The 26,051-nt window shown below is 37.0% G+C and carries 28 protein-coding genes, 2 pseudogenes and 2 other annotated features; of the genes and pseudogenes, 20 read left to right on the top strand and 10 right to left on the bottom strand.

All coding sequences use genetic code 11. The features are described from left to right. The first annotated feature begins 4 nt into the window (after nt 1-4). From rfbD to Q9B79_RS13610, 3 genes are all read left to right on the top strand, one after another. Nucleotides 5-859: a dTDP-4-dehydrorhamnose reductase gene (rfbD, locus tag Q9B79_RS13600; protein ID WP_306185022.1), complete on the top strand. Its 855-nt coding sequence runs from the start codon at nt 5-7 to the stop codon at nt 857-859. Nucleotides 860-967: 108 nt separating this feature from the next. Then, nucleotides 968-1,738, top strand: a complete 771-nt coding sequence (fabI, locus tag Q9B79_RS13605; RefSeq protein ID WP_000421885.1) for an enoyl-ACP reductase FabI — start codon at nt 968-970, stop codon at nt 1,736-1,738. 141 nt (nt 1,739-1,879) lie between these two features. Beyond that, entirely contained in the window at nt 1,880-2,416 is a 537-nt protein-coding gene (locus tag Q9B79_RS13610) for a spore coat CotO family protein (protein WP_306185025.1), read from the top strand. A 60-nt stretch (nt 2,417-2,476) separates the two neighbouring features. Here the strand turns inward: Q9B79_RS13610 and exsY are convergent, their stop codons facing one another. Then, entirely contained in the window at nt 2,477-2,935 is a 459-nt protein-coding gene (gene exsY / locus Q9B79_RS13615) for an exosporium assembly protein ExsY (protein ID WP_073517526.1), read from the bottom strand. A gap of 125 nt (nt 2,936-3,060) precedes the next feature. On the opposite strand from exsY, the gene Q9B79_RS13620 reads away from it, so the two are divergent. Continuing rightward, complete coding sequence (locus Q9B79_RS13620; protein WP_000899664.1) at nt 3,061-3,420, top strand: DUF1360 domain-containing protein; 360 nt, start codon at nt 3,061-3,063, stop codon at nt 3,418-3,420. A 101-nt stretch (nt 3,421-3,521) separates the two neighbouring features. Next, a complete protein-coding gene (locus Q9B79_RS13625; protein ID WP_063224588.1) occupies nt 3,522-3,707 on the top strand; it encodes a hypothetical protein in 186 nt (61 codons plus the stop codon). A 76-nt stretch (nt 3,708-3,783) separates the two neighbouring features. On the opposite strand, the gene exsF is transcribed toward Q9B79_RS13625, so the two are convergent. From exsF to Q9B79_RS13655, 6 genes are all read right to left on the bottom strand, one after another. Then, nucleotides 3,784-4,287, bottom strand: a complete 504-nt coding sequence (gene exsF, locus Q9B79_RS13630; RefSeq protein WP_306185032.1) for an exosporium protein ExsF — start codon at nt 4,285-4,287, stop codon at nt 3,784-3,786. 166 nt (nt 4,288-4,453) lie between these two features. Continuing rightward, a complete protein-coding gene (gene cotY / locus Q9B79_RS13635) occupies nt 4,454-4,924 on the bottom strand; it encodes a spore coat protein CotY (RefSeq protein WP_306185036.1) in 471 nt (156 codons plus the stop codon). Nucleotides 4,925-5,066: 142 nt separating this feature from the next. Further along, nucleotides 5,067-7,133, bottom strand: a complete 2,067-nt coding sequence (locus Q9B79_RS13640) for an ATP-dependent helicase (RefSeq protein ID WP_306185038.1) — start codon at nt 7,131-7,133, stop codon at nt 5,067-5,069. Between the two features lie 99 nt (nt 7,134-7,232). Beyond that, nucleotides 7,233-7,655: a GNAT family N-acetyltransferase gene (locus Q9B79_RS13645; protein ID WP_306185040.1), complete on the bottom strand. Its 423-nt coding sequence runs from the start codon at nt 7,653-7,655 to the stop codon at nt 7,233-7,235. 1 nt (nt 7,656) lies between these two features. Beyond that, entirely contained in the window at nt 7,657-8,175 is a 519-nt protein-coding gene (locus Q9B79_RS13650; RefSeq protein WP_000765878.1) for a YjcG family protein, read from the bottom strand. Nucleotides 8,176-8,267: 92 nt separating this feature from the next. Next, nucleotides 8,268-8,999: an alpha/beta hydrolase gene (locus tag Q9B79_RS13655; RefSeq protein WP_306185043.1), complete on the bottom strand. Its 732-nt coding sequence runs from the start codon at nt 8,997-8,999 to the stop codon at nt 8,268-8,270. Between the two features lie 202 nt (nt 9,000-9,201). Here Q9B79_RS13655 and Q9B79_RS13660 point away from each other — a divergent pair, with 202 nt between their 5' ends. The 3 genes and pseudogenes from Q9B79_RS13660 to Q9B79_RS13670 form a co-directional block, all read left to right on the top strand. Next, nucleotides 9,202-10,113, top strand: coding sequence for a DMT family transporter (locus tag Q9B79_RS13660; protein ID WP_098667945.1), 912 nt, complete (start codon nt 9,202-9,204; stop codon nt 10,111-10,113). Between the two features lie 76 nt (nt 10,114-10,189). Next, nucleotides 10,190-10,405 (top strand): annotated as a pseudogene (locus Q9B79_RS13665) (PH domain-containing protein); the annotation flags it as partial. A gap of 152 nt (nt 10,406-10,557) precedes the next feature. Continuing rightward, nucleotides 10,558-10,737, top strand: a pseudogene (locus tag Q9B79_RS13670) (PH domain-containing protein); the annotation flags it as partial. A gap of 24 nt (nt 10,738-10,761) precedes the next feature. Here the strand turns inward: Q9B79_RS13670 and Q9B79_RS13675 are convergent. Both Q9B79_RS13675 and putP read right to left on the bottom strand, forming a co-directional pair. Beyond that, nucleotides 10,762-11,160, bottom strand: a complete 399-nt coding sequence (locus Q9B79_RS13675) for an Ig-like domain-containing protein (protein WP_306185045.1) — start codon at nt 11,158-11,160, stop codon at nt 10,762-10,764. Between the two features lie 212 nt (nt 11,161-11,372). After that, the gene (putP, locus tag Q9B79_RS13680) at nt 11,373-12,851 is read right to left on the bottom strand and encodes a sodium/proline symporter PutP (protein WP_306185047.1); all 1,479 of its coding nucleotides are present in this window, start codon (nt 12,849-12,851) and stop codon (nt 11,373-11,375) included. 306 nt (nt 12,852-13,157) lie between these two features. After that, nucleotides 13,158-13,395, top strand: a binding site (T-box leader). A gap of 42 nt (nt 13,396-13,437) precedes the next feature. Beyond that, nucleotides 13,438-13,682: a binding site (T-box leader), on the top strand. Nucleotides 13,683-13,734: 52 nt separating this feature from the next. Between putP and trpE the strand changes: the two genes are divergently transcribed. From trpE to Q9B79_RS13730, 10 genes are all read left to right on the top strand, one after another. Further along, nucleotides 13,735-15,153 (top strand): anthranilate synthase component I, encoded by a 1,419-nt coding sequence (gene trpE / locus Q9B79_RS13685; RefSeq protein ID WP_306185049.1) that lies wholly within the window; start codon nt 13,735-13,737, stop codon nt 15,151-15,153. After that, the gene (locus Q9B79_RS13690) at nt 15,150-15,737 is read left to right on the top strand and encodes an anthranilate synthase component II (protein ID WP_306185051.1); all 588 of its coding nucleotides are present in this window, start codon (nt 15,150-15,152) and stop codon (nt 15,735-15,737) included. Before trpE ends, Q9B79_RS13690 begins: the two co-directional genes overlap by 4 nt. Further along, entirely contained in the window at nt 15,734-16,759 is a 1,026-nt protein-coding gene (gene trpD, locus Q9B79_RS13695; RefSeq protein ID WP_306185053.1) for an anthranilate phosphoribosyltransferase, read from the top strand. Before Q9B79_RS13690 ends, trpD begins: the two co-directional genes overlap by 4 nt. Nucleotide 16,760: 1 nt before the next feature. Beyond that, nucleotides 16,761-17,522: an indole-3-glycerol phosphate synthase TrpC gene (gene trpC / locus Q9B79_RS13700; protein WP_306185055.1), complete on the top strand. Its 762-nt coding sequence runs from the start codon at nt 16,761-16,763 to the stop codon at nt 17,520-17,522. Further along, nucleotides 17,519-18,133, top strand: coding sequence for a phosphoribosylanthranilate isomerase (locus tag Q9B79_RS13705; RefSeq protein WP_306185057.1), 615 nt, complete (start codon nt 17,519-17,521; stop codon nt 18,131-18,133). Before trpC ends, Q9B79_RS13705 begins: the two co-directional genes overlap by 4 nt. Continuing rightward, entirely contained in the window at nt 18,130-19,323 is a 1,194-nt protein-coding gene (gene trpB / locus Q9B79_RS13710; protein ID WP_306185059.1) for a tryptophan synthase subunit beta, read from the top strand. Before Q9B79_RS13705 ends, trpB begins: the two co-directional genes overlap by 4 nt. Nucleotides 19,324-19,326: 3 nt before the next feature. After that, nucleotides 19,327-20,103 (top strand): tryptophan synthase subunit alpha, encoded by a 777-nt coding sequence (gene trpA, locus Q9B79_RS13715; protein ID WP_306185062.1) that lies wholly within the window; start codon nt 19,327-19,329, stop codon nt 20,101-20,103. A gap of 74 nt (nt 20,104-20,177) precedes the next feature. Beyond that, nucleotides 20,178-20,537, top strand: coding sequence for a DUF4029 domain-containing protein (locus Q9B79_RS13720; protein ID WP_306185064.1), 360 nt, complete (start codon nt 20,178-20,180; stop codon nt 20,535-20,537). Between the two features lie 114 nt (nt 20,538-20,651). Continuing rightward, the gene (locus Q9B79_RS13725) at nt 20,652-22,151 is read left to right on the top strand and encodes an L-lactate permease (RefSeq protein ID WP_306185067.1); all 1,500 of its coding nucleotides are present in this window, start codon (nt 20,652-20,654) and stop codon (nt 22,149-22,151) included. Between the two features lie 90 nt (nt 22,152-22,241). Further along, nucleotides 22,242-22,925 carry a DUF2278 family protein gene (locus Q9B79_RS13730; RefSeq protein WP_306185069.1) on the top strand — a complete coding sequence of 228 codons (684 nt, stop codon included), beginning with the start codon at nt 22,242-22,244 and terminating at the stop codon, nt 22,923-22,925. A 14-nt stretch (nt 22,926-22,939) separates the two neighbouring features. Here Q9B79_RS13730 and Q9B79_RS13735 read toward each other — a convergent pair whose 3' ends face one another. Next, on the bottom strand, nt 22,940-23,773 hold the full coding sequence (locus Q9B79_RS13735; RefSeq protein WP_306185071.1) for a hypothetical protein: 834 nt from the start codon (nt 23,771-23,773) through the stop codon (nt 22,940-22,942). Between the two features lie 197 nt (nt 23,774-23,970). On the opposite strand from Q9B79_RS13735, the gene Q9B79_RS13740 reads away from it, so the two are divergent. Then, nucleotides 23,971-24,756, top strand: a complete 786-nt coding sequence (locus tag Q9B79_RS13740; RefSeq protein ID WP_306185073.1) for a zinc ribbon domain-containing protein — start codon at nt 23,971-23,973, stop codon at nt 24,754-24,756. A gap of 19 nt (nt 24,757-24,775) precedes the next feature. Further along, complete coding sequence (locus Q9B79_RS13745) at nt 24,776-26,011, top strand: TcaA 3rd/4th domain-containing protein (protein WP_306185075.1); 1,236 nt, start codon at nt 24,776-24,778, stop codon at nt 26,009-26,011. The last annotated feature ends 40 nt before the right edge of the window (nt 26,012-26,051 follow it).

Raw genomic sequence — 26,051 nt, forward strand, 5'->3', positions numbered from 1 at the left:
ATAAATGAAAGAACGGATTATCATAACAGGAGCAAATGGTCAATTAGGAAAGCAGCTACAAGAGGAGTTAAATCCTGAAGAATATGACATATATCCATTTGATAAAAAGTTGTTAGATATAACAAATATATCCCGAGTGCAGCAAGTGGTACAAGAAATAAGGCCACATATCATTATTCATTGTGCAGCGTATACGAAGGTTGATCAAGCTGAGAAAGAGCGAGATCTTGCTTATGTAATAAATGCAATAGGGGCTCGAAATATAGCGGTTGCTTCACAATTAGTTGGGGCGAAGTTAGTTTATATTAGTACGGATTATGTATTTCAAGGCGACAGACCGGAGGGGTACGATGAATTTCATAATCCGGCGCCGATCAATATATACGGGGCTTCTAAATATGCGGGAGAGCAGTTCGTCAAAGAGTTACATAATAAATACTTTATCGTTCGTACATCATGGTTGTATGGTAAGTATGGAAATAATTTTGTGAAAACGATGATGCGATTAGGGAAAGAAAGAGAAGAAGTATCTGTTGTAGCGGATCAAATCGGTTCTCCTACGTATGTAGCGGATTTAAATGTAATGATTAATAAGCTCATTCATACTTCTTTATACGGTACGTATCACATATCCAATAGAGGATCATGTTCTTGGTTTGAATTTGCAAAGAAAATATTTTCGTATGCAAATATGAAAGTGGATGTATTACCGGTTTCAACTGAAGAATTTGGATCGGCGGCAGCGAGACCAAAATATTCTATTTTCCAACATAACATGCTACGATTAAATGGTTTTTTGCAAATGCCTTCTTGGGAAGAAGGATTAGAGCGTTTTTTTATAGAAACAAAAAGTCATTAACAATTTTAAGTTAATGACTTTTTTGTTTGCCTTTAAGAGGTTTTATGTTACTATAATTATAGTATCAGGTACTAATAACAAGTATAAGTATTTCTGGGAGGATATATCATGGAACTATTACAAGGGAAAACATTTGTTGTTATGGGCGTTGCGAACCAAAGAAGTATTGCGTGGGGAATTGCTCGCTCTTTGCATAATGCAGGTGCAAAATTAATCTTCACATATGCAGGAGAACGTTTAGAGAGAAACGTTCGTGAATTAGCGGACACATTAGAAGGACAAGAATCACTTGTATTACCTTGTGATGTAACAAATGATGAAGAACTTACAGCTTGCTTTGAAACAATTAAGCAAGAAGTTGGTACAATTCACGGTGTAGCACACTGTATCGCTTTTGCAAATCGTGACGATTTAAAAGGTGAATTTGTAGATACTTCTCGCGATGGATTTTTACTTGCACAAAATATTAGTGCATTCTCTTTAACAGCTGTAGCAAGAGAAGCGAAGAAAGTAATGACAGAAGGCGGAAATATTTTAACGTTAACATATCTTGGCGGCGAGCGCGTTGTGAAAAACTATAACGTTATGGGTGTTGCAAAAGCTTCATTAGAAGCGAGCGTGAAATATTTAGCTAACGACTTAGGTCAACATGGTATTCGCGTTAATGCTATTTCTGCAGGGCCAATTCGTACGTTATCTGCAAAAGGTGTAGGCGACTTTAACTCAATCTTAAGAGAAATTGAGGAGCGCGCACCACTTCGCCGTACAACAACTCCGGAAGAAGTTGGGGATACAGCAGTATTCTTATTCAGTGATTTAGCACGCGGCGTAACAGGAGAAAACATTCACGTTGATTCAGGATATCATATCCTAGGATAAATATAATATGAATTTGTAAAGGACAATCTCTACATGTTGAGATTGTCCTTTTTATTTGTTCTTAGAAAGAACGATTTTTAACGAAAGTTCTTACTACGTTATGAATATAACTATAATAGTACACGATTTATTCAGCTACGTATGGAAGTGGGAGGGACGAGTGTGAAGAATAAAAATAAAAGTTCAACAGTTGGAAAACCGTTGTTATATATTGCGCAAGTAAATTTGGAACTTGCTGCACCGAAAATAAAAAGAATTATCTTAACAAACTTTGAAAATGAGGATCGAAAAGAGGAAAGCAATAGAAACGAAAATGTTGTAAGTAGTGCTGTGGAAGAGGTAATAGAACAAGAAGAGCAACAAGTAGAAGAAACAATAGAAGAAGAGGAACAAGTACAAGAGCAACAAGAACAGAAAGAACAGCAAGAGCCGGTGAGAACTGTCCCGTATAATAAATCATTTAAGGATATGAATAATGAAGAGAAAATTCATTTTTTATTAAACCGCCCTCATTATATTCCGAAAGTAAGGTGCAGAATAAAAACAGCTACAGTCTCATATGTTGGATCGATCATATCGTATCGTAATGGCATTGTATCCATTATGCCGCCAAATAGTATGAGAGATATTCGGTTATCGATAGAGGATATCCAATCGATTAGTATGGCAGGTTTTTAAATATGTAAAGGTGGTAGAAATCTTCTACCACCCCAATAGTTTTTTAGTTTACTTCACTTATTAGATAGAAACGTCGCGTAAGCACTGGATAGCACAGAAACAGCTTAAATCAACAGTAATACAAGTAGATGTCGATACTAATCTTGCATTTGGTACAGCTAAAAACGTACAAATTGGATTATCACCAGGTGGTACAGGAGAACCATCACCTAATACAACAGTTAATACACGTAGCACAGCACAGCTATCATCATCTACACTTTCCACACGGAAAATTGGAGATTGGCAGCTAACAAGGCTTGCAGATGGTGCAAAAGCTTCAAATGGTGTTCCGGCTTTTGTGTATAAAATAAAAGGGCGTGTATTTGCTACTGATGCAGTGTTGTGTGCACCTAAAAATGGAATTTCACAACCAGATCCACACGTAGTAGTAGAACAATCTTGTAGTTCATTGATGAATTTTACAACGTCAACTACACAATGAGAAGAGCTATGGTGTTTATTTTCGTTACAACTCATTAATGTCACTCCTTATCTTCTTGTTTGTATTTACATTAATAAGATATTGGAGTCGAGGAGATTTGGTCACAATCTCAAGACCTTTTTTTTTAAATAGGCGAAAGAGGATAAGGGAAGGTGGAATTATGCTGTTTACAAGCTGGCTTTTATTTTTTATTTTTGCGTTAGCTGCTTTTAGGCTCACTCGTTTAATTGTTTATGATAAAATTACAGCCTTTTTGCGAAGACCGTTTATTGATGAATTAGAGATTACGGAGCCGGATGGAAGTGTATCAACGTTTACAAAAGTGAAAGGTAATGGATTAAGAAAGTGGATTGGCGAATTATTAAGCTGTTATTGGTGTACAGGTGTATGGGTTAGTGCTTTTTTATTAGTCTTATATAATTGGATTCCGATCGTTGCAGAGCCGTTACTTGCATTATTAGCTATTGCAGGAGCAGCAGCAATCATTGAAACGATTACAGGATACTTTATGGGAGAATAATATATTTTCATAATACGAGAAAATGCGGAGTTTAAAAGAATGAGGGAACGGAAATTAAGAGTTGTTCATATAGTAAATAGACAGAATTGACAGTAGAGGAGATGTTTGCTGTGAGCAATAATCCAAGGCAAAATTCATATGACCTGCAGCAATGGTATCATATACAGCAACAACACCAATTGCAACAACAGGCATATCAAGAACAGTTACAACAACAAGGATTTGTAAAGAAAAAAGGATGTAATTGTGGGAAAAAGAAGAATACAATAAAACACTATGAAGAATGAAACACTCATGTTACTGTGAGTGTTTTTATTATACATATAAAAAGCGGTATTTCTAATGAAGAAATACCGCTTTTTACTAGCTAATTTGTGCAACTGTTAATGCTGCAGCACGGATGTCTACAGTTCCAATTAACTGGACTGGTACAATTTGAATTAAGTCACCAGGGTTTAAGTTAATAAGAATAACCCCGCTGGATACGTCTACTTCACCAGTACCAATAACGTTAGAACGAACCGCTGTACCTGATCCAGGAATAATGTTAGCTGGTGTACCTAATGATAAGAAGAAACGACCAGCTTCTGGTGCAACAGGTGAGTTATCAAGACTAATTGTTAATGTATAACTGATTTGATAAATACCAGCTCGTAGAATTCGAATGCCATCTCCGACACTTACTGTATCATTTATTACAGGAACAGGAATATTTGGATTTGGGCTTACGCTAGGTAATAGTAGTGGTGTAAATAGTGAAGCGAACTGAGGTGCAGACGCGTTGAAAGCAAAACCGAAGGCAGGTAGTGTACTAGCTGGTCTTGCCTCGCAATCAATTTTCGTAAATTCGCAATCAGAAGAGAACATGTTTTTCACTCCTTTATCTGTTTCTACTTTCAGTTAATGAAAAGGACAGGTTCTATGTTCTAGACAAGTTCCCAATTTTATAAAAATACATAATAATACCTTTTAAGCATGGATTGGGTGGCAGAAAACTCTGCCACCCAATCCATGCTTAACTCATTATTTAGATTTAAATTGTAACATCGCGTAAGCATTGAATAGCGCAGAAGCAGCTTAAATCAACAGTAATACAAGTGTTGGTCGATACTAATCTTGCATTTGGTACAGCTAAAAATGTACAGATTGGATCGTCACCAGGTGGTACAGGGGAACCATCACCTAATACGACATTTAATACACGCAATACAGCGCAGTCATCATCATCTATACTCTCGACACGGAAAATTGGAGATCGGCAGCTAGAAAGGCTTGCAGATGGTGCGAATGCTTCAAATGGTGTTCCGGCTTTTGTGTATAAAATAAAAGGACGTGTATTTGCTACGGATGCACTATTATGTGCACCTAAAAATGGAACTTCGCAACCAGATCCACATGTTGTCGTTGCACATTCTTGTAGTTCATGTATAAAACGAACGACATTGGATACACAGTTGAAATCAAAATCATGGTCATGATGATCTTCGTTACAATTGCAGCTCATTATGTTCACTCCTTATCGTGAGTTCTGACATACACTATTACAATATGAACGGGATATGGCTGATATTACGTTAATTCTTACGATCAAAACAAGGAATTTATATAGTAGGGATGTACATAATGCAATATAAAAAAAGACATCCTTATTTAGTGGATGTCTTTTCAGGTAAATCTTTTCGAACAGTATATAAAAAACGGGATATATCTAATTTTTTTCCTCTGAAAAATTGCGGAGAGGAAATGTAAAGTTCTTCTTTTGCACGTGTAATAGCGACATAAAGTAGTCGGCGCTCTTCTTCTAAAGCTTCAGAAGTCTCTGTAACACGATCATTTGCATCTTTTAAAGAAGAAGTATGGGGCAGAATACCATCGCTCGCTCCAAGTAAAAAGACGCATGGGAATTCAAGACCTTTTGCGTTATGAATAGACATAAGCGAAACAGCATCTTTTTGGGGCATTGTTTTTAATGCTTCCATTTCCTTTTGACCCTGAATTGCTTCATTAATAAATTGTAAATAAGCTGGAATATCGGTGAAACGATTTGCTGACTCCATTAATTCTTCTAACATTTCTTCTTGTATATCTTTATGCATCGTAAAGGAAGAACGATCGTTACTTTGTAAGTACTCTAAATACTTTCCTTTACCATGAATAATTTCCTTTAATGCTTTTTTCGGTTCTAATTCTTTTATAAATTTAATAAAATCGATACGCTCATTTACCTTTTTCACTTGAAAAGGTTTTAAGCTCGGATTTAATAATAAGAAATGAAGAAGAGAAGGAAAACGGCCTTCACCATATTTCCATTGTTCACGTTCAATAAAGGAAATACAATCATCACGCCCGATATACATCGTTGGTAATATATTTGAAAGTGATTCTAATCGAAACGGCTCAATCACCAGTCTTAAATGATCTAATACAGGCTTAATTAAAGAATGTTCATAAAATGACTGACTCGCCCCGTGCTTAATAAACGGGATTTTGTGAATGGTAAGCTGATCAAGTAATGAACGGCTTACAGAATGTGTGCGATACAGTAAACAAAAATCTTTATAGTTTCGTTCACCGCTATCTACCTTTTCTTGAATGAGCTGCAAAATTTGGTTTGCTTCATCAAGCGTCGTAGCCGGTCTTGCGTAAAAAGGTTGTACACCTTCTTCACGTACAGAATATAGCTCTTTGTCAAAACGCTCTTGATTTAGTTTGATCACTTCATTTCCAAGTCCGACGATAAAAGGATTGGATCGATAATTCGTATTAAGCGCGATAATCGTAGTGTTATCAAATTCTTTTGGAAAAGATAAAATAATTTGGTGACTTGCTCCTCGCCAGCCGTATATCGCCTGATCGTCATCACCTGCAATAAACAAATTATTTCTTGGCGAAGCTAACAATTTTACAATTTCATATTGTGCATACGATGTATCTTGAAACTCATCTACTTCAATATAGTGGAAACGTTGTTGTAATTGGGTAAGCAAAGGAGCGTTATTTTCTAACATATAATATGTTTCTAATAGGATGTCATCGAAATCAATATAATTATATCGTCGTTTCACTTCTTCAAAACGTTCGTATACTTCTTTAAATTCTTGTTCAACGGGTGTTTTGGCTTGTACATCTTTCGGACGATTCAATTTGTTTTTCTCAAGTGAAATCATCGCGAGCATCGTTTCAGCATCATAATCGTCTTTTAAACGTAATTCTTTTAAAATTTTCTTTATCATAATTTGTTTATGTTTTTCGTTTGCTAAAATTTGCTGATTATATCCTTGACTACGAAGTAATTTTAAAAAGACAGAGTGGAACGTACCAGCAACAACGTAGCTACTTGCGGCATGATTCATACCTGGTAAATTCGCTACACGATTTCTGATTTCTTCAGCCGCTTTTTGTGTAAATGTAAGCAATAAAATATTTCGCGGATGAACTTGTTTTACATTTACTAAATAACCTACGCGAGTTGTTAAAACAGATGTTTTCCCGCTTCCGGCACCAGCTAATGTCAGAACAGGCCCTTCTGTCGTTCGTACGGCCTCTAATTGTTTTTCGTTTAAAAATACATTTTGTTGTTCGAGAGCACGGAAATACGCCGCATCTGCATCTTCTTCCATAATTAAATGGGTAGATGTTTTTGGAATATGATATGTTGCACGTGGAATATCAGCGTGCGTTAATGATTTCTGTGAAAATTTTTCTTGTGTCATATATTCACCTTCAAAACTATAGCATCAACATTTAACTTTAGCGGAAGAAAAAGAAAATAGCAATGTAAAAAACAGGAGGGGATACCTCCTGTTTTCAAATTACAATTCTTTTATCATAACGACGTGAGGAATATTTGCTTCCATGAATACATCAGAACTCGTTACATATCCAAGTTTCTTATAGAAATCTTCAGCATGTGTTTGAGCATGCAACTTTAATTTTTGTAACGAGTTTTCCTTCGCATATGCTTCAAGTGCATCCATAACAATTTTTCCAATGCCTTTTTTACGATAGGAAGCTACTACGCAAATGCGTTCCATTTTTCCAATCCCATCAATGGTGCGAAAACGCCCAGCACCAACGGGAACATCATTATCATATATAACAACGTGTATAGAAGTTTCTTCAAACTCATCATACTCTTCTTCGGCAGAAACTTGCTGCTCATTTACAAATACTTGCTTACGTACAGAGAATGCATCTCTTAGTTGTTCTTCCGTTTGTACGATCTGTGCATGCAAATTAGTTGTTCCCCTTTCCAAGGCGGAATGTTTCGTGTACAGTCCATGTTCCGTTTTCTAATTGATATAGAAGATGGAAGCGGTCAATTGGTTGTTCATAATAGAAATCCTTCATACGTAATCGACCTAGTACATCAGCATGCTCTGCATCAGATAGGCCTTGTCCGATTGTTAAATGAGGTACGAAAGCGTATTCGCGTTCTTGTGTAAAGAACCCGCTGTGCATTTCCTCATTTAAGAAAGTAAGTTCCGGTGTTTTTTCTACTTTAAAATAAAGAACATTATTAACAGGTGCGAATGAACCAACTTTTCCAACATGAAGGGTAAAAGGGTTCGTTTTACTTGCGATTGTATGTAACTCGTTTACAATCGATTCTAATTGTTCGTCTTGCGTCTCAAAGGGTGTTTTCAATGTAATATGTGGCGGAACTAATGCGTAGTGCGGATCATAACGTTTACGCAATCCGTTCGCTTTATCTTGAATCATTTTAGATGGAAAAATTACAATGCCTAATTTCATGTTCCAATTCCTCCCTTTGTAAGTCTAGTTAGATTTTGAGAAAATAACTCTCTTAATCTATTATATCAAATTATTCTGAATACTGCTCTCTATTATTTCATTGATAGCATATGAGAGAAAGCTTTCGGTAAATCAGTTTGCCAATATTTCCACGTATGATTACCTTGAAATTCCTCGTAATGTGTAATGAAATTTCTATCTGTCAGAAGTGTATTAAGCTCACGGTTCGGCCCTATGAAATCAGATACTTGTCCATCCGTGCGCTTTACAGCTGTTTCTTCTGTTCCAATGACGTGATAAAGTTCTAGCGCCTCCGGATTTTTGAATTCTTTCGCTAAATTCATCACTGTTTCATCCACAAATGGTGATTGCATAACGACTTTACCGAATGTATGCGGATACATAAGTGCAGTCATAAAGGAAACTGTTCCGCCAAGAGAATCACCAATTAACACACGACCTTTTCCCATTTGGTACGTTGGATAATTTTCGTCGATATATGGTGCAAGTTCATGAGCAAGGAAGCGAATATAAGCAGCGTTTTTTACTTCATTTGGGAAATATTTTTCTTTACGATCGTGTACATTTTTATATGGAATACCGACAATAATTGTACGGTCAATTTCTTCAGTTTCACGAAGGCGCTCAATTACACGGTGCGCTTTACCAAGCTGAAAATAATCTCTACCATCTTGTGCAATGACCACTGTATGTTTGTGCAGTGGTGTGTAATTTACTGGTAAGTAAACGAGAAGTGTAACATCTTCTTGAAGTGATGCACTATAAAATGAAATCTCTTCAATTCTCCCTATTGTTTGATTCATGTGGATCCCCCTAAATAAAAATTTACTGAATGATTGTAAGAGCGACGCTTGTAGTGAAAAAGAAAGAAATATTCACTAATAGGTGCTTTCGTTTCTATTTTACCATAATGGTACGAAGAATCTAAAAAATTAGTATTTAAGTTAGGAAAGAAAACGGATATAATGAAGTGGGATTTTTGACAGGTGAGAGGGGAGACGGAATTTGAAACAAGAAAGATCGATTGCACTACCATTAGCTATTTCCATTATAGCCATTTCATTCGCAGCAGTTTTTGTAAAGATGTCCTCAGCACCATCTTCCATATTAAGCATGTATCGATTATGGATTATCGTACTTATTATGTTGCCTATTGTTTGGAAAAAACGGGAAGAGTTTAGTAAGATTCAAATAAAAGATTGGGGACTTTTAATTGGATCTGGTTTCTTTTTAGCACTTCATTTTCTTTTATGGTTTGAATCTTTAAAGCATACGACAGTTGCGAGTTCGACGATTATATTAGCGCTTCAGCCAATCGTATCTTTAGTTGGAGGTTTTTTCTTATTTAAAGAAAGAACAACATACTCAGCTATTGCGACAATGGGAATTGCGATATTAGGCGTAATGTGTATTGGGTGGGGGGATTTAGGACTAAGTGAACAAGCAATTTATGGAGATATATTATCCTTCTTAAGTGTAATAGCAGTTGTCGGTTATTTATTTATCGGACAAACGACAGTAAAGAAAGTATCACACTGGATTTATAGCTTTACAGTCTTTGCATTCGCAGGTATTTTTATGGGGATTTATAATATAGTATTGCAAGTGCCTTTTATAGGTTATACGAAGTGGGATTGGACCGTTTTTCTTTTACTTGCGGTCGTGCCGACAGTGTCACACGTCATTAATAACTGGCTATTAAACTACGTAAATGCAACAACAATTTCAATGAGTATTTTAGGTGAACCAGTTGGAGCATCAATACTAGCTTTCTTCTTACTCGGGGAAAGATTAAATGCCATGCAAGTGATCGGTAGCATACTTGTATTGTTTGGTGTATCTGTTTTCTTACTACAGCAACAAAAGCGAACGGCAAAAAATGTAGTAAACGAGCCAGCGTATACACAGGAATTATAATGTTAAGAGAGAAAAGAGAAGTGGTGATACTTCTCTTTTTGTTTTATAGAAATACGGGCGTAGAAGGGGTAGGGAAATGGAGTTTCCATCAAAAAAAGATGTCTGGTTATATCCGATTTTTTTCGTTGTCATTGGAGCGTGTTTTGCTCCTTTATTTGCAGGTAGAGAGTATTTTCTTTTATTCTTTACAATCCCATTAGCCATAATATTCATGTGGAGTTGGTTTTCGACAATATACATCGTCGAGGAAGAAACGATTACTATTAGATCCGGTTTCGTGAAAAAGCGCATATTTATCCCGCATTAACGGGCAGTAAGACCCCCACCTCAAAATTCAGGGGAAGCAAAGAATTTAGGAGGGGGATCAACTGCCCGTAAAAGCCCGATTGGTTCAACTAATAATCAGTGGGGGATGAACAAAACCCCCACTGATTAAAGTTTCACTTTATACGAGATATAAAACAAATTTCAAATACGAAAAATCCAATTGCGGCTCATGCTTTATCATTTGATCGATTTGAAATTGTTTACGGCGCGCATCAAACAGAAATTATTTCTCCTAAAGATAAAGCGCAATTCATCCATCTCATTAAAAGTAAAAATCCACATATTGAAATGAAGTAAAAGAGTGGCTACGAAGCCACTCTTTTACTTTGGATTTGTCATATAAGGTTGTACATGAATCATACATAGATCACGGAACTTTCCTTCAGCAGTTGTGACAATGACGACTGCTCTTCCGGCACTTTTTCCAGTAATCGTTACCGTATCCCCCTTTGGATACATTGTGATAACATCGGCATTCATATTTGTCCAAATAAGTTCTTTATTCGTCGCTTGCATCGGCAACACGGAAGCTGATAACTCAGCGCTTTGTCCCGTTCTTATTTTCAACTTATTTTTTTCCATATGAACACCAATGACTGAAATAACAGAAGGAGCAATTGAAATTTTAGGTGGATTAGGTTGTATGTTTAAACAAGACGTAGAAGTATTTGTAATAGGTGAAAATTTTCGTGTTTGTTGTTGCTGGAAAGCTGCTAACATATTGGAGTCCCCTTTCTGTATAAGTGCTGATAGTACTACTATAAAGGAGTAGTGTTATATTTAATTTAACGGAACATAAAGAAATTGTTAAATTCAAGCCGAAGATTGTCGAACTTTGATAATGTGAAACTTTAATCAGTGGGGGGCTTACTGCACGTTAATGCGGGATAAAAAGAAAGCTCTGTTGATACGATATCAGCAGAGCTTTCTTTTTATAGATTATGACTATGTTGTTTTTCGAAATTCTCAAATTGCTCTTCAACTTCTTTTGAAGGTTGTGTTAGTAAACTAACAATTACGATGGCTAGTAAACTAATAGCGAAACCAGGAATCATTTCATATAAGAAATCTTTTAAGAATTCGAATTGAGTCCATATAATAACAGTAGCGGCACCAGAAATCATACCAGCAAGCGCGCCCCATTTCGTCATACGTTTCCAATATAAGCTTAATAAAATAGCAGGTCCGAATGAAGAACCGAACCCAGCCCAAGCGTATCCAACAAGAGCTAAAATCGTATCATTTTGTTTAAACGCTAAAGCGCACCCAACTAATGCAATAACAAGTACAGCCATACGACCGACAAATACAAGTTCTTTATCAGAAGCAGAACGTTTAAAGAATGTACGATATAAGTCTTCCGTTACGGCACTCGAAGTAACGAGTAACTGAGATGAGATTGTACTCATAATCGCTGCTAAAATAGCGGCTAATAAAAATCCAGTAATAAGTGGGTGGAATAAAATTTTTCCTAGTTCAAGGAAAATTGTTTCTGGGTTAGATAATGTTAACCCTTGTTGTGAATAGTAAGCAATACCAATAAGACCAGTAAACATAGCTCCGATAACAGAGAAAATCATCCAGCTCATACCAATTCTTCGTGCGCTTTTCAGTTCTTTTACAGACGAAATCGCCATAAAGCGTACGATGATATGAGGTTGTCCAACATAACCAAGGCCCCATGCGAATAAAGAAATCATTCCTAAAGTAGAGGCACCTTTAAAAATATCTAGACGTGTTGGATCTACAGAACGAATTGTATCAAATGCAGGTCCAAGTCCGTTCGAATTCATAATTGTTACGATAGGAACAAGAATAAGAGCAATTACCATAATGATTCCTTGCACGAAGTCTGTCCAACTTACTGCTAAGAAACCACCAAATAACGTGTAAGCTACAACAACGCCTGCAACAATGAATAATCCAACATGGTAGTTCATACCAAATGAATTTTCAAATAATACAGCACCTGAAACTAATCCTGAAGCTACATAAAAAGTAAAGAAAATCATAATAACAAGTCCAGATACTAAGCGTAGCATATGAGATTTGTCGTGGAAACGGTGTTCCAAAAATTCTGGGATAGTAATAGAGTTGTTTGCAATTTCAGAGTAGGTACGTAAGCGAGGAGCAACATATAGCCAGTTTGCGTATGCGCCTAGTGTTAGGCCGATCGCAATCCAACTACTACTTAATCCAACGCTAAACATTGCACCGGGTAGTCCCATTAAAAGCCAACCACTCATATCGGATGCTCCAGCGCTTAATGCTGTTACTGCGGGGCCTAGTGTACGCCCGCCAAGCATATAATCTGTTAAGTTGGACGTTCGTTTATAGGCGAAATAGCCAATGACTAACATCCCGAGCATGTAAATAGAGATTGAAGTTAAAGTTAACATCTGCGTACTCATGTAGTTCCCCTTCCTTTTGTCATGTCTTTTGATGCGTTATGCATATTTATAATCTATCATGATTATTCTGAAAAATCCATACAGAAATATGAATTTTCAGAAATGTAAGCGTTTTTTGATAACATTTTACTTTTTTAATATATAATATTCATACAAAAAACCTTATTTTTAATAGAGTATTTATTATATTTACATAAAAAGAGGTTGTTTTGTCAATATAATATTGAAAGGAGAGAAAAATAAAATTTTTTAAAAAGTATTGACTTATGAAAAAAGTTAAGTCTATAATGAGTGCAACTTAAAAAAATGCAAGCGTTGATGAAGAAGAGTACACATGATGAACATGTCAGAGAGCTGATGGTTGGTGCGAATCAGTATGGAATTGATGTGGAATGGGCTTCGGAGCTTCCAAACCGAAACGAAAGAAGTAGGCTTTGGCGACATGATCTCATCGATACAAGAGACACGTATTGTTTTTGATACGGTAAAGTGCGTTACGTTCGTAACGAATTAAGGTGGCACCACGGGAGTACCCGTCCTTTCTATAGGATGAGTACTCCCTTTTTGTGTATAAAAAATTAAATAAATGAAATCGTTTAAGTAAGAAGAGTACGTATAATGGAGACGTTACAGAGAGCTGGGGATAGGTGGGAGCCCGGTGCGGTACCGTATACGGAATGGGCTTACGAGAGGTATGCTGAACAATTATTTTCAGTAGGCAACCCGGGTTCCGCCGTTACAAGGATAAGGTATATATTTTGTACCTGAATAAAGCGGGATGCTTTTGCATCCAACACGAGGTGGTACCGCGGTAAATTTATCGTCCTCTACATATTTTCGATATGTAGAGGACTTTTTTATTTTTCAGATTGAGGTGAAAGGCATGATGACAAAAGAGGAATTTATGAAGCAAAAAGAACAGGGAAGAGCATTTTTAGTAATCGCTGAAGAAGAAGGAGATAGCATTACGCCAATTTCTTTATATAGACGTATGAAAGGGAAGAAAAAGTTTTTATTAGAAAGTTCGCAACTTCATCAAGATAAAGGGCGCTATTCTTACTTAGGATGTAATCCATATGGTGAAGTGAAGAGTGTTGGTACGGAAGTGGAACGAACGATTTACGGCCGGACAGAAAAGTTGCAAGGTAACGTACTACAAGTGTTAGAAGAAGAAACCCGGTCAGCTCAAGTAGACAGTCCATTCCCGTTTTGCGGAGGAGCAGTTGGTTATATTGGCTATGACGTCATTCGGCAATATGAAAACATTGGAGCAGATTTACATGATCCATTGAATATTCCAGAAGTACACCTTTTACTGTACCGTGAGTTTATCGTGTATGACCACTTACGCCAAAAATTATCATTTGTATATGTATGCAGGGAAGATGATTCAGCAGATTATGAAGAAGTATATAAAAGATTGCAAGTATATAAAGAGCAAGTGTTACAGGGAGAAGAAGCAGAAGTAACTGAAATAAGATCAACATTATCATTCACTTCTTCTATAACAGAAAAAGAATTTTGCGTGATGGTAGAAACGGCGAAAGAACATATTCGGGCCGGGGACATATTCCAAGTCGTATTATCCCAGCGTTTGCAAAGTGAATGTATTGGTGATCCATTCGCGTTATACCGAAAACTTCGCATTGCCAATCCATCACCATATATGTTCTATATCGATTTTCAAGATTATGTTGTACTCGGTTCTTCGCCCGAAAGTTTGTTATCAGTAAGAGAGGATAAAGTGATGACGAATCCAATTGCGGGTACGAGGCCGAGAGGGAAAACGATGCAGGAAGATGCGGAAATTGAAAAAGAGCTGTTAGAAAACGAGAAAGAACGAGCAGAGCATATGATGCTTGTAGATCTTGGGCGAAACGATATTGGTAGAGTGAGTGAAATCGGCTCAGTTACGATAGATAAATATATGAAAGTAGAAAAATATTCTCACGTTATGCACATTGTAACTGAAGTTTACGGAACATTGCGAAAACGAATGAGCGGGTTTGATGCATTAGCGTATTGCTTACCAGCGGGGACTGTATCAGGTGCTCCGAAAATTAGAGCGATGGAAATTATAAATGAGCTAGAGAATGAAAAAAGAAATGTATACGCCGGTGCAGTTGGATACGTTAGTTTTTCAGGAAATCTTGATATGGCGCTCGCCATTCGAACGATGGTCGTAAAGGATGAAAAAGCATACGTTCAGGCAGGAGCGGGTATCGTCTACGATTCAGATCCAGTAGCTGAATATGAAGAAACATTAAATAAAGCGAGAGCGCTATTGGAGGTAATGAAATGATTGTACTGATTGATAATTACGATTCATTCACATATAACTTGTACCAACTATTAGGCGAATACGAGGAAGAAATTGTTGTCGTAAGAAATGATCAAATAACGATAGAACAATTAGAAGAAATGAAGCCGAAAGGAATTGTGCTTTCACCAGGACCAGGAAAACCAGAAGATGCTGGTATTTGTATTGAAGTGATTCGTCATTTTTATAAGAACGTTCCCATATTAGGTGTTTGCCTTGGTCATCAAGCAATCATATCGGCATTTGGAGGAGAGATTGTAAGAGCAGAACGCGTTAAACACGGAAAAACATCGCGTGTGAAACATAACGGAACGTCAATCTTTTCATACGCTACACAGCCGCTAACGGCAATGCGCTATCATTCTCTTGTTGCAGAGCAAACGAGCTTGCCAGAGTGTTTTGACATACTAGCGACAGCGATGGACGATGGAGAGATAATGGCAGTTCGTCACAATTATTATCCGCTATTCGGATTACAGTTTCACCCGGAATCAATCGCAACAGAGGAAGGCGGAAAGTTAATACGTGCCTTTATAGGCGAAGTGAAAGAGGAGGAAAGAGTATGAATAACTATCTTCGTAAATTAGTGGAGGGCCAACATTTAACAGAAGAGGAGATGTATAGAGCAGGGCTTCTTTTATTAAATGAAAACATATTGGAAAGTGAAATTGCAGCTTTCTTAGTATTACTGAAAGCGAAAGGTGAAACAGCAGAAGAAATATATGGTCTCGTTCGAGCTCTTCGTGACAAGGCATTACCGTTTTCGAACCATATACAAGGAGCGATGGACAATTGCGGGACAGGTGGTGACGGTGCCCAAACGTTTAATATTAGTACAACATCGGCATTTGTACTGGCGGGAGCTAGCGTAAAGGTTGCAAAACATGGTAATCGTGCTGTTTCTAGTAAAACAGGAAGTGCAGATTTATTAGAAGAACTCGGTGTAAATATTAGCAGTACGCCAAATGAAATTGATTATTTATTAGAGCATGTCGGGATCGCATTTTTATTCGCACCAGCGATGCATCCAGCATTAAGACGCATTATGAAAATAAGAAAAGAATTGAACGTGCCGACGATCTTTAACTTAATTGGCCCTTTAACAAATCCGGTGAATTTAGAAACACAATTTGTCGGCATTTATAAACGAGATATGTTACTACCAGTTGCACAAGTATTACAGAAACTAGGAAGAAAACAAGCGGTCGTCGTAAACGGGAGTGGTTTTTTAGATGAAGCCTCATTACAAGGAGAAAATCATGTTGTCATTTTAAAAGATAATGAAATAGTAGAAACGAGTATTGAACCTGAGAAATATGGTTTCTCAGTAGTGAAAAATGAAGAGATTAGAGGCGGGAATTCGAAAGAGAATGCAAAGATTACGCTCGGAGTATTAAGCGGGGAAAAGAGTGTTTACCGCGATACTGTTTTATTCAATGCAGGTCTAGCTCTTTTTGCAAATGGAAAAACGGAAACGATTGAAGAAGGAATTACACTAGCGGCACATAGCATTGACTCTGGAAAAGCATTAGCCAAATTAAACTTATTAATAGCAGCAAGTAATGAGAAATTAGAAAGGGTGAATTAACGTGGGGACGATTTTAGACAAAATTGTAGACCAAAAGAAAAAGGAAGTTGCGGCATTATATGAAACGTATACACCAGTAAAAGAAAGTAGAAAGACACATTCACTTGTAGAAGCATTACTGCAGTTTACTGTCATTGCAGAAGTAAAGCGAGCATCACCATCAAAAGGAGATATCAATTTACACGTTGATGTACGAAAACAAGTGAAAACATATGAAGAATGCGGTGCAGGAGCAGTTTCTGTTTTAACAGACGGTCAGTTTTTTAAAGGATCGTTTCATGATTTACAAACGGCGAGAGAAGAAAGTAACATTCCGCTTTTATGCAAAGATTTCATAATCGATAAAATTCAAATTGATAGGGCGTATGAAGCTGGCGCAGATATTATTTTATTAATCGTAGCGGCGTTAACGAAAGAGAAGTTAAAAGAGCTGTATCACTACGTACTAGAAAAAGGATTAGAAGCAATTGTTGAAGTTCATGATGAGCAGGAATTAGAAATTGCGGTCCAATTAAATCCGCACGTTATCGGTATTAACAACCGTAATTTAAAAACGTTTGAAGTGGATTTAGGCCAAACGGAAAAGCTTGGAAAACGATTAAATGAGGAGAAATTACTTTGGATTAGTGAGAGCGGGATTCATTCAAAAGAAGATATGATCCGCGTCAAGCGAGCCGGGGCAAAAGGTGTATTAGTTGGAGAAGCACTTATGACATCATCTTCTATTCGCACTTTTTTTGAAGATTGTAAGGTGAACATATGAAAGTGAAAATTTGCGGCATCACGAATATCGAAATGGCAAAACGTGCTTGCGAATATGGAGCTGATGCACTCGGATTTGTTTTTGCAGAAAGTAAGCGGAAAATTACTCCAGGGTTAGCGAAAGAAATCATTCAGGAACTTCCAGCAAACGTGTTAAAGGTCGGTGTTTTCGTAAATGAATCAGTAGAGGTAATCCAAAAAATTGCAGATGAATGCGGGTTAACGCATGTGCAACTACATGGAGATGAAGATAATCATCAAATTAAGAGATTGAATATTCCGTCTATAAAATCACTAGGAGTAAATTCAGAGAATGATTTGAAAAATGCTCAAGTATATGAAACGGATTATATATTGTTTGATAGCCCGAAGGAAAAGTTTCACGGAGGAAATGGAAAGACATTTTCATGGGAGCTACTCACACATATGCCAAAAGAGTTACGCGAGAAAACGATAGTGGCTGGTGGATTAAACGCTCTTAATATAGAAGAAGCGATTCGAACGATTCAGCCATACATGGTCGATGTAAGTAGCGGAGTGGAGACAGAAGGAAAGAAAGACGTAGAGAAAATAAAACAATTCATAAAAAAAGCGAAGGAGTGTTCCAAATGAATTACGCATATCCAGATGAAAAAGGTCACTACGGTATATACGGAGGACGATACGTTCCAGAAACGTTAATGCAATCTGTATTAGAACTAGAAGAAGCATATAAAGAAGCGATGCAAGATGAGGCGTTTCAAAAGGAATTAAATCATTATTTAAAAACGTACGTCGGAAGAGAAACACCGCTTTATTTCGCTGAAAATATGACGAAGTATTGCGGCGGTGCAAAAATTTATTTGAAACGTGAAGATTTGAACCATACAGGAGCTCATAAAATTAACAATACAATCGGTCAGGCACTTCTTGCAGTACGAATGGGCAAGAAAAAAGTTGTCGCTGAAACAGGGGCAGGACAACACGGTGTTGCAACCGCTACTGTATGTGCTCTACTCGGATTAGAATGCGTCATCTTTATGGGAGAAGAAGATGTGAGACGTCAAAAATTAAATGTGTTCCGAATGGAATTACTCGGAGCGAAAGTAGAAAGCGTAGCAGCAGGTAGCGGCACATTAAAAGATGCGGTGAACGAGGCGCTTCGCTACTGGGTTTCACACGTGCATGATACACACTACATTATGGGATCTGTTCTCGGACCGCATCCATTCCCGCAAATTGTTCGTGATTTCCAAAGTGTAATTGGGAAAGAAACGAAAAAACAATATGAAGCGTTAGAAGGGAAGTTACCAGAAGCTGTCGTTGCTTGTATTGGCGGTGGTAGCAATGCGATGGGCATGTTTTATCCGTTCGTGCATGATGAAGAAGTTGCTCTTTACGGCGTAGAAGCAGCTGGAAAAGGCGTTCATACAGAAAAGCATGCAGCTACTTTAACGAAAGGAAGCGTTGGTGTTTTACACGGATCGATGATGTACCTTCTGCAAAATGAAGAAGGACAAATTCAAGAAGCTCACTCTATTTCAGCAGGACTTGATTATCCGGGTGTTGGGCCAGAACATAGTTTACTAAAAGATATTGGCCGCGTTTCTTATCATTCCATTACTGATGATGAGGCGTTAGAAGCATTTCAATTATTAACGAAAAAAGAAGGAATTATTCCAGCTTTAGAAAGCTCACATGCTGTCGCATATGCATTAAAATTAGCGCCGCAAATGAAGAAAGACGAAGGGCTTGTCATTTGTTTATCTGGCCGCGGAGATAAAGATGTAGAGAGTATAAAACGTTATATGGAAGAGGTATAAAAAATGGGAGTAGAAAAAATTAAAGCAGCGTTTGAAACTGGTAAGAAAGCATTTATTCCGTACGTAATGGGGGGAGATGGTGGCCTTGAAAAATTAAAAGAAAGAATTCGTTTTCTAGACGAAGCAGGAGCAAGCATCGTTGAAATTGGCATCCCGTTTTCAGATCCAGTTGCAGATGGTCCAACAATTCAAAGAGCAGGGAAACGAGCGCTAGATAGCGGTGTAACAGTAAATGGTATTTTTCAAGCATTAATAGAGGTAAGGAAAGAAGTACAAATTCCGTTTGTACTCATGACATATTTAAATCCAGTACTCGCATTCGGAAAAGAAAGATTCATCGAAAACTGTATAGAAGCAGGTGTAGACGGCATCATCGTTCCGGATTTACCGTATGAAGAACAAAATATTATTGCCCCGTTACTGCAAGAGGCAAACATAGCGCTAATTCCACTCGTTACCGTAACGAGCCCAATTGAGCGAATCGAAAAAATTACGAGTGAATCAGAAGGATTCGTCTACGCTGTTACAGTAGCGGGCGTAACAGGCGTACGTCAAAACTTTAAAGAGGAGATTCATAGTTACTTAGAAAAAGTAAAATCACATACGCATTTACCGGTAGTGGCAGGGTTCGGTATTTCGACGAAGGAACATGTAGAAGAAATGATTACAATATGTGACGGAGTTGTCGTTGGAAGTAAAGTCATTGAGCTGTTAGAAAACGAAAAACGAGAAGAAATATGTGAATTAATACAGGTAACAAAACAAAAAGAAGAGGCGTAAGTCTCTTCTTTTTGTTTTGTGTAATAAATGTTAAAATATACAGAAAATACATATGATTTAGAGGGTGAGATAGCATGCTAAGACGGAAACTACTATATCTTCTTTTAACTGTACCATTCTACGCTTGGCTCATTAGCATGACGAAAATAGAGTTGATGGCTCTATTTTTAGGATATGTATTCATCTTTTCCAACTTAAATCGTATTCAAGAGCAATCTATTTTAGAAATATGTATATTTTCGATTAGTATAGAACTATTTAGTATCGTTTCAATTGTATTATTAAATGAATTATTCCGATGGATCCATTCATTTGAATTCATGAAGTTTGGAAATGTTGTATTGCAAGTCATATGTGCTTATATTGTGTTTGTTCTGTTAGACAAAATGGTCGGACAGCAGACAGTTTTTCAGGATAATAGAAAATGGGAGTAATTAAAAAGGAGCCGGTCGGTTCCTTTTTTTTATCTGTTGCAAAAACAATTGAAATTTATGATATCTGTTATATAATAGTTAAAAATTGTATTTTTAATGAAAAGAGATGATAACATGGCCATATTGTTGGCACTTATCCCAATTATGATGATTTTCATTTGTTTATTTTTATTTAAACAAACGTCATTAAGGTCTTCTTTAATTGCTTACGTTGTGTCTGTTGGAATCGTTTTACTCTCGCCAACGTTTCAACTAGGGATAAGTGAAACTGTGCATGCAACGATTAAAGGTTGGTTAATTTGTTTTATTGTCGGGTACGTTTTATTTTTCGGTATTTTTTTATTTCACCTCATGAACAAAATGGGGTACATCGATCAAGTAGCACGTTTTCTAGAAGAAGTGACACACGATCGTTTATTACAAATGCTTCTTATGTGTTTTGGTATTTGCCCACTAATTGAATCAGTAAGTGGATTTGGAATTGGCTTTATGGTTGCAGCACCTATTCTTCTCTCATTAGGCTATAAACCGTTTCAAGCTGTACTGCTCTCGTTTATCGGTTTACTAGCTAGTTCATGGGGCGCAATGGCAACTGGTACGATTATCGGTTCGCAGCTTATAAACATGCCCCTTACAACACTTGGCACAAATACAGCACTACTAAGCATTCCGATGTTTGCTTATTTCGTCATCCTTTCTTTACACATTGTCGGTGGCTGGCTGGCCGTGATTGAAAAGTGGAAGGAAGGATTCGGTTTCTTTCTATTATTTTCTCTCGGAATCTACCTTTCTAACGCATATGTAAGTGTTGAACTTGCAGGTATATTAAGTTCTATCGTTACAATTACATTTGGCTTTATTATCGTTAAATTAAAAGGAAAAAGGGAGCAAAATCTAATAACAGAACATGCTGCAGCAACGGAAAGAGAAGCATCTATTATAAAAATTATTAGCCCTTATATATTCTTAACTGTTTGTATATTGCTTTCTCGCCTCGTGCCAGCATTATATGATTTGTTCAGATCATATGCAGTCTTAGATTTAAAATCATACTCTTATAAACTAGAGTTACTATATTCACCAGGATTTTGGCTCGGTATGACTTGCTTATTTACGATTATTTTCTTCCGTATTCCATCTCATATTATTAAACAATCGATCACGCAAACGATAAAACAATGGATTCCTTTTGCGATTACGACGACAATGTTTATCGCCATTTCAGAACTAATGGGTGCATCTGGCATGCATTCATTACTGGCAAAAACAGCCGGTGAAACGTTTGGAACGTTTTTCGTTTTCGTTGCTCCGTTTATCGGAGGAATCGGTGGATTCTTAACAGGTAGTAACGCAGGATCAAATGCGATGTTTATAAAACTACAAATGCAAACTGCGCAAAATGTAGCACTCCCGTGGCAATACGTTACAACACTGCAAAACACCGCATCATCAGTAGCGACAATCGCTTGCCCGTCACGTATTACACTTGGCGCTTACTTATGTAACATCCCATATCGTGAAAATGAACTATTAAAGAAGACGACGTTAATGATCTTTGGTGCGGTGTTGCTCGTAGTAGTAGAGGTTATTGTTTGGTATATGTTGAGAAATTAAAAATCCTCCTAACATAGGAGGATTTTTTTTATGATTGGATAATGTTTTAAATATGTAAAGCTTCTACTAAATGAATAGGAGATGAAATGTATGCCCCTAAAAAACTACGGCGTATTAAAAGGTACAGTTATACAATCGAAGATCGGAAAAGGGAAAACTCCTCATTATCAAGTTCATTTACAAGGTGAAGCAGAGGTAGATTATCGTATTGCAATTAACGTGAAATCGCAAAGTTATCCGTCAGAGGTTTTATATTTTGCGAGTAACAATATTCGGTCAGAGGCGATTCATATTTTACCAACATTACCGTTTGGTTTTACAGAAGTAAAAAACAATGAACCAAAAGTAGCTTTAGACTATGTGAGAGGTAATTTATTTGATTCAAAACAAATGATTCCTTTACCTGCTGAAAAAGTAGGAGTAGACAATGATTTAAATGAAAAAATAGAACATTATATAAAACGAGCGATAGAAGAAAAAGCGATTATTTACGCGTTCGGTGAAAGATGGGGACCAGAAGAAAATACACCCGATTCTTACTTCCATTTCGAACCAGGAAACGGTATACACGATATTCACATGAATCAAGGGAATGTAGAGAAATGGAAAGGCGATAATGGTATATGGCAAGACGGAGGCATACTCATTCACTTCGAAAAGGAAAAAGAATGGATCGGTATCTTTCTCGCCTTCCAGTCGCAGTCATGGTGTACGGATGAAGAAGGACATGCTCGTGTGCCGGTTGAGCAGTGTGATTATAAGGGGAATAATTGAGGAGAGGAGGGCGTTCAAAACGAACGCCCTCCTCTTATTTTATAAAACCCAAAACTAACAAGTGTAGAAATACAAGAAAATAGTAGTGCCACACTAGAAAATGCGATGAGGTACATATTATACTTCATCACTTTGCCAATGAGCTGGTTACTGTCGTACTGGAACAGTCCTGCGATTATGTTGAATAAAAATAATACGATAAACATGACGATTACACCATCTATTGATCCTTTAATGTCTGGTTGACTTAAAGCGATATGTGCAGAAATACAAATGGCGATAAATAAAAATAGCCAGAAAGAAGGATTCAATAAATTATTCAGTGTAAATAAGCTTTTCAATAATACAAACGTCGACAAGAGCATGTTTTGAACCATTTCTACATTAATAGAAGTAGAAGCGATTGTTTTTTCGAGAGTTGTATTAAATAAGAAATATGAATTTGGTACGAAATAGCGCATTAAAAGGATGAGTGCAGTAATACCGGAAATAATAGGGCCAATTCCAATGAAGAAGTTCCCAATTCGTTGATATACACTTTTTTGATTGTATTGATGTTGTACGTAGCCTAAAGCGCCCTGACTTGTATCTGTTGGGAAAAACTGCGTTGCTACAATTTTATGACGAAATAGTACGCACATAATGGCATGTCCAAGTTCGTGAATCGGAACGCCGATCCAAGCTGTTAAAAGGAATCCTTTTCTTCCGAAAGCTCTCGACCAATACATGCGTGTAAGAGATTCTAAATAACCGAATAGAAATCCAATTACAATGATAACGCCAATTAAGGAAAATAATTGGATTACGCTTGTAAGGAGTATTTGAAAAATTGAGTTTACCAATTCCATTGCCAGTCATCCAATCTGTTCAAAATGTTATTTGTTCTGTTTCATAATAGCATTATTTTTCAAGATTGCTAGCACATATATTTTCATTTGAAAGAAGGATTTCATAATCTTTTTCTTGTAGTCATGTTTTATGTACAAAGTCATATATTGAATTTGTAACACCCTATATGGTATCTGCTTAAGGGGGGAATGCGAGAATGAAATGTCCAGCGTGTCATACGGAAAATACAGCAGAGGCAAAATTTTGCGGGAATTGTGGACATTCGTTGACGGAGGAAGTAGTAGCGAGTGGTGCACAGGAGGAAGGTGAGCAACAAGCACGCGTAGCACCAGCAAAGGAAACTCGACCAAATGAAACGGTAGAGCAAGCGAAGCGGTTTGCAAGTGGCTATTTTCAGTTTTTTAAACACGCATTACAAGTACCGACAGCGATTATGAAAAGTGGAAAGGTTGAAGTACGAAATGGAATTGTAAGTCTTGTTCTTATTTGTTTTTTAGGGGCATGTATTTTTTATAGAATGACGAGTGCTGCAGCAGCTGTTACGAAAACATTTGCACCAGATATATCTACTTCTACATTCTTTTTGGACTCTGTAACGGTCTTTTTATTTTTACTCATTTTAACTTTATTTGTCGGATTTATTATTTTTGTCAGTGGGAGGATGATGAAATCATCTTTTTCGTTTCTTGAAGTATTCGGTATATGGGGAACGATAGCGACGCCAGCTCTTGCTATATTAGTTCTTTCTTTTCTTTTTAGTTTTTTATTAATCTTTTTCTTACCAATTTTATTAGGGCTGGCTACAACATATATGGCAATTAGTATAATTGTAGCTATAGTAAAACTAGATAACGGTGGATTAGATCTTGTTTACACTCTTTTTATCGCAAATATTTTCATTGGAATTGCAACGTTTATCGTGTTTTGGTCTTACATAAACACGATAATGCAAACCTTTACACAGGGATTAACTGGTCTCTAAAGAAAAGGTGGTTGAATGGATGAATGTATGTACAATGTGTGGGACCCAGCTTGAAGAAGGTGTGCAATTTTGTCAAAGCTGCGGTCAGAAGAGGGAGAGTCTGGCAGTAAAGAAGAAAATGAGCAGCGGTACAAAGGTTGGCATTACACTCTTAACATTACTTGCTGTAGTGATTATTGGACTGTATTTGTATGGATCATCGTATTATAAGCAGGCAGCACAAGTAGATCGGATCATTACTATTTTACAAGAGAGGAACGGGGAGAAGTTAGCTGAAATCGTCACGGCAGATGATCCATCAGTTACTATAACGAGAGAGAGTCTAATGCCACTAGTTTCGTATATAAAAGAAAATCCATCTTATGTGAATGAATTGAAAGAACAGTTGAGGATAGGTGAAAAACAAGGGAACGGAATCGAAAGAGTAGACTTTTCGTTAACAAAAGACGGAAAGTATTTCTTTTTATTTGATCGGTATAAATTGAAAGCGAAGACGTATTATACGACATTGCTTTCCAATGAAAAAGGTACATCTTTAAAAATGAATGGAAAAGAAATAGATAAAACGGATGACAAAGAGTTTGAGAAGCAATATGGACCGTTTCTTCCAGGGGCTCAAGTGTTTCAAGCAGAATATAAAAATGACTATGTGAAATTATCACGTGAAGAAAAGGTTGTACTTATGAAACAAGGACAAAATAACGTAACGATAGATTTAACGTTGCAAGGAAAATATATTACGGTTCAAACGAACGCGCCTGATGCGACATTGTACGTGAATAAAAAACCAGTTACAGCGCTAGCGGGAGAAGAAATTACGTGGGGACCGGTAGCAACTGATGGAAGTGCAATGATTTATTTAGAACGAAATGGAGAAAACGGAAGGGAAACGACGAAGGTAGAAACCGTAACGGCACTTCCTTCTTATCATCTTCCATTCCAAAAGAAAAGTACAGAAAAAACAGTTGTTTATAATGTTACTCCGCCATCTACCACTCCGGATGTATATAATGGTTTCATTTTCCCAGATAGTGATATTCGAAAACTAACGAGTATGGACTTAGCATATTTATCGAAAGAACAATTGAAAATAGCGAGAAACGAAATATATGCAAGACATGGACATATGTTTCAAACGAGAGATATGCAAGAGTATTTTTTAAAACAATCTTGGTATAGAGAAAATCCGTATTTTACAGGAAAGCTAACAGATATTGAAACTTATAATGTTGAATTGATTAAATCAAGAGAATAAACACGTGGAAAAGGTACAGTGCATAACTGTACCTTTTTTA

The sequence above is a fragment of the Bacillus sp. MHSD_36 genome (assembly GCF_030757775.1).
Classification (GTDB): Bacteria; Bacillota; Bacilli; order Bacillales; family Bacillaceae_G; genus Bacillus_A.

What these genes read in the sequence shown, in the direction of transcription:
- Q9B79_RS13620 (WP_000899664.1), top strand. Translation starts at nt 3,061, where the DNA reads ATGCTGTTTACAAGCTGGCTTTTATTTTTTATTTTTGCGTTAGCTGCT.
- Q9B79_RS13730 (WP_306185069.1), top strand. Translation starts at nt 22,242, where the DNA reads ATGCCCCTAAAAAACTACGGCGTATTAAAAGGTACAGTTATACAATCG.
- Q9B79_RS13655 (WP_306185043.1), bottom strand. Translation starts at nt 8,999, where the DNA reads ATGAATCAAACAATAGGGAGAATTGAAGAGATTTCATTTTATAGTGCA.
- Q9B79_RS13650 (WP_000765878.1), bottom strand. Translation starts at nt 8,175, where the DNA reads ATGAAATTAGGCATTGTAATTTTTCCATCTAAAATGATTCAAGATAAA.
- cotY (WP_306185036.1), bottom strand. Translation starts at nt 4,924, where the DNA reads ATGAGCTGCAATTGTAACGAAGATCATCATGACCATGATTTTGATTTC.
- Q9B79_RS13625 (WP_063224588.1), top strand. Translation starts at nt 3,522, where the DNA reads ATGTTTGCTGTGAGCAATAATCCAAGGCAAAATTCATATGACCTGCAG.
- exsF (WP_306185032.1), bottom strand. Translation starts at nt 4,287, where the DNA reads ATGTTCTCTTCTGATTGCGAATTTACGAAAATTGATTGCGAGGCAAGA.
- Q9B79_RS13740 (WP_306185073.1), top strand. Translation starts at nt 23,971, where the DNA reads ATGAAATGTCCAGCGTGTCATACGGAAAATACAGCAGAGGCAAAATTT.
- trpA (WP_306185062.1), top strand. Translation starts at nt 19,327, where the DNA reads ATGGGAGTAGAAAAAATTAAAGCAGCGTTTGAAACTGGTAAGAAAGCA.
- fabI (WP_000421885.1), top strand. Translation starts at nt 968, where the DNA reads ATGGAACTATTACAAGGGAAAACATTTGTTGTTATGGGCGTTGCGAAC.
- Q9B79_RS13720 (WP_306185064.1), top strand. Translation starts at nt 20,178, where the DNA reads ATGCTAAGACGGAAACTACTATATCTTCTTTTAACTGTACCATTCTAC.
- putP (WP_306185047.1), bottom strand. Translation starts at nt 12,851, where the DNA reads ATGAGTACGCAGATGTTAACTTTAACTTCAATCTCTATTTACATGCTC.
- Q9B79_RS13640 (WP_306185038.1), bottom strand. Translation starts at nt 7,133, where the DNA reads ATGACACAAGAAAAATTTTCACAGAAATCATTAACGCACGCTGATATT.
- rfbD (WP_306185022.1), top strand. Translation starts at nt 5, where the DNA reads ATGAAAGAACGGATTATCATAACAGGAGCAAATGGTCAATTAGGAAAG.
- Q9B79_RS13690 (WP_306185051.1), top strand. Translation starts at nt 15,150, where the DNA reads ATGATTGTACTGATTGATAATTACGATTCATTCACATATAACTTGTAC.
- Q9B79_RS13735 (WP_306185071.1), bottom strand. Translation starts at nt 23,773, where the DNA reads ATGGAATTGGTAAACTCAATTTTTCAAATACTCCTTACAAGCGTAATC.
- Q9B79_RS13675 (WP_306185045.1), bottom strand. Translation starts at nt 11,160, where the DNA reads ATGTTAGCAGCTTTCCAGCAACAACAAACACGAAAATTTTCACCTATT.
- trpD (WP_306185053.1), top strand. Translation starts at nt 15,734, where the DNA reads ATGAATAACTATCTTCGTAAATTAGTGGAGGGCCAACATTTAACAGAA.
- Q9B79_RS13725 (WP_306185067.1), top strand. Translation starts at nt 20,652, where the DNA reads ATGGCCATATTGTTGGCACTTATCCCAATTATGATGATTTTCATTTGT.
- trpB (WP_306185059.1), top strand. Translation starts at nt 18,130, where the DNA reads ATGAATTACGCATATCCAGATGAAAAAGGTCACTACGGTATATACGGA.
- exsY (WP_073517526.1), bottom strand. Translation starts at nt 2,935, where the DNA reads ATGAGTTGTAACGAAAATAAACACCATAGCTCTTCTCATTGTGTAGTT.
- Q9B79_RS13745 (WP_306185075.1), top strand. Translation starts at nt 24,776, where the DNA reads ATGAATGTATGTACAATGTGTGGGACCCAGCTTGAAGAAGGTGTGCAA.
- Q9B79_RS13705 (WP_306185057.1), top strand. Translation starts at nt 17,519, where the DNA reads ATGAAAGTGAAAATTTGCGGCATCACGAATATCGAAATGGCAAAACGT.
- trpE (WP_306185049.1), top strand. Translation starts at nt 13,735, where the DNA reads ATGATGACAAAAGAGGAATTTATGAAGCAAAAAGAACAGGGAAGAGCA.
- Q9B79_RS13610 (WP_306185025.1), top strand. Translation starts at nt 1,880, where the DNA reads ATGGAAGTGGGAGGGACGAGTGTGAAGAATAAAAATAAAAGTTCAACA.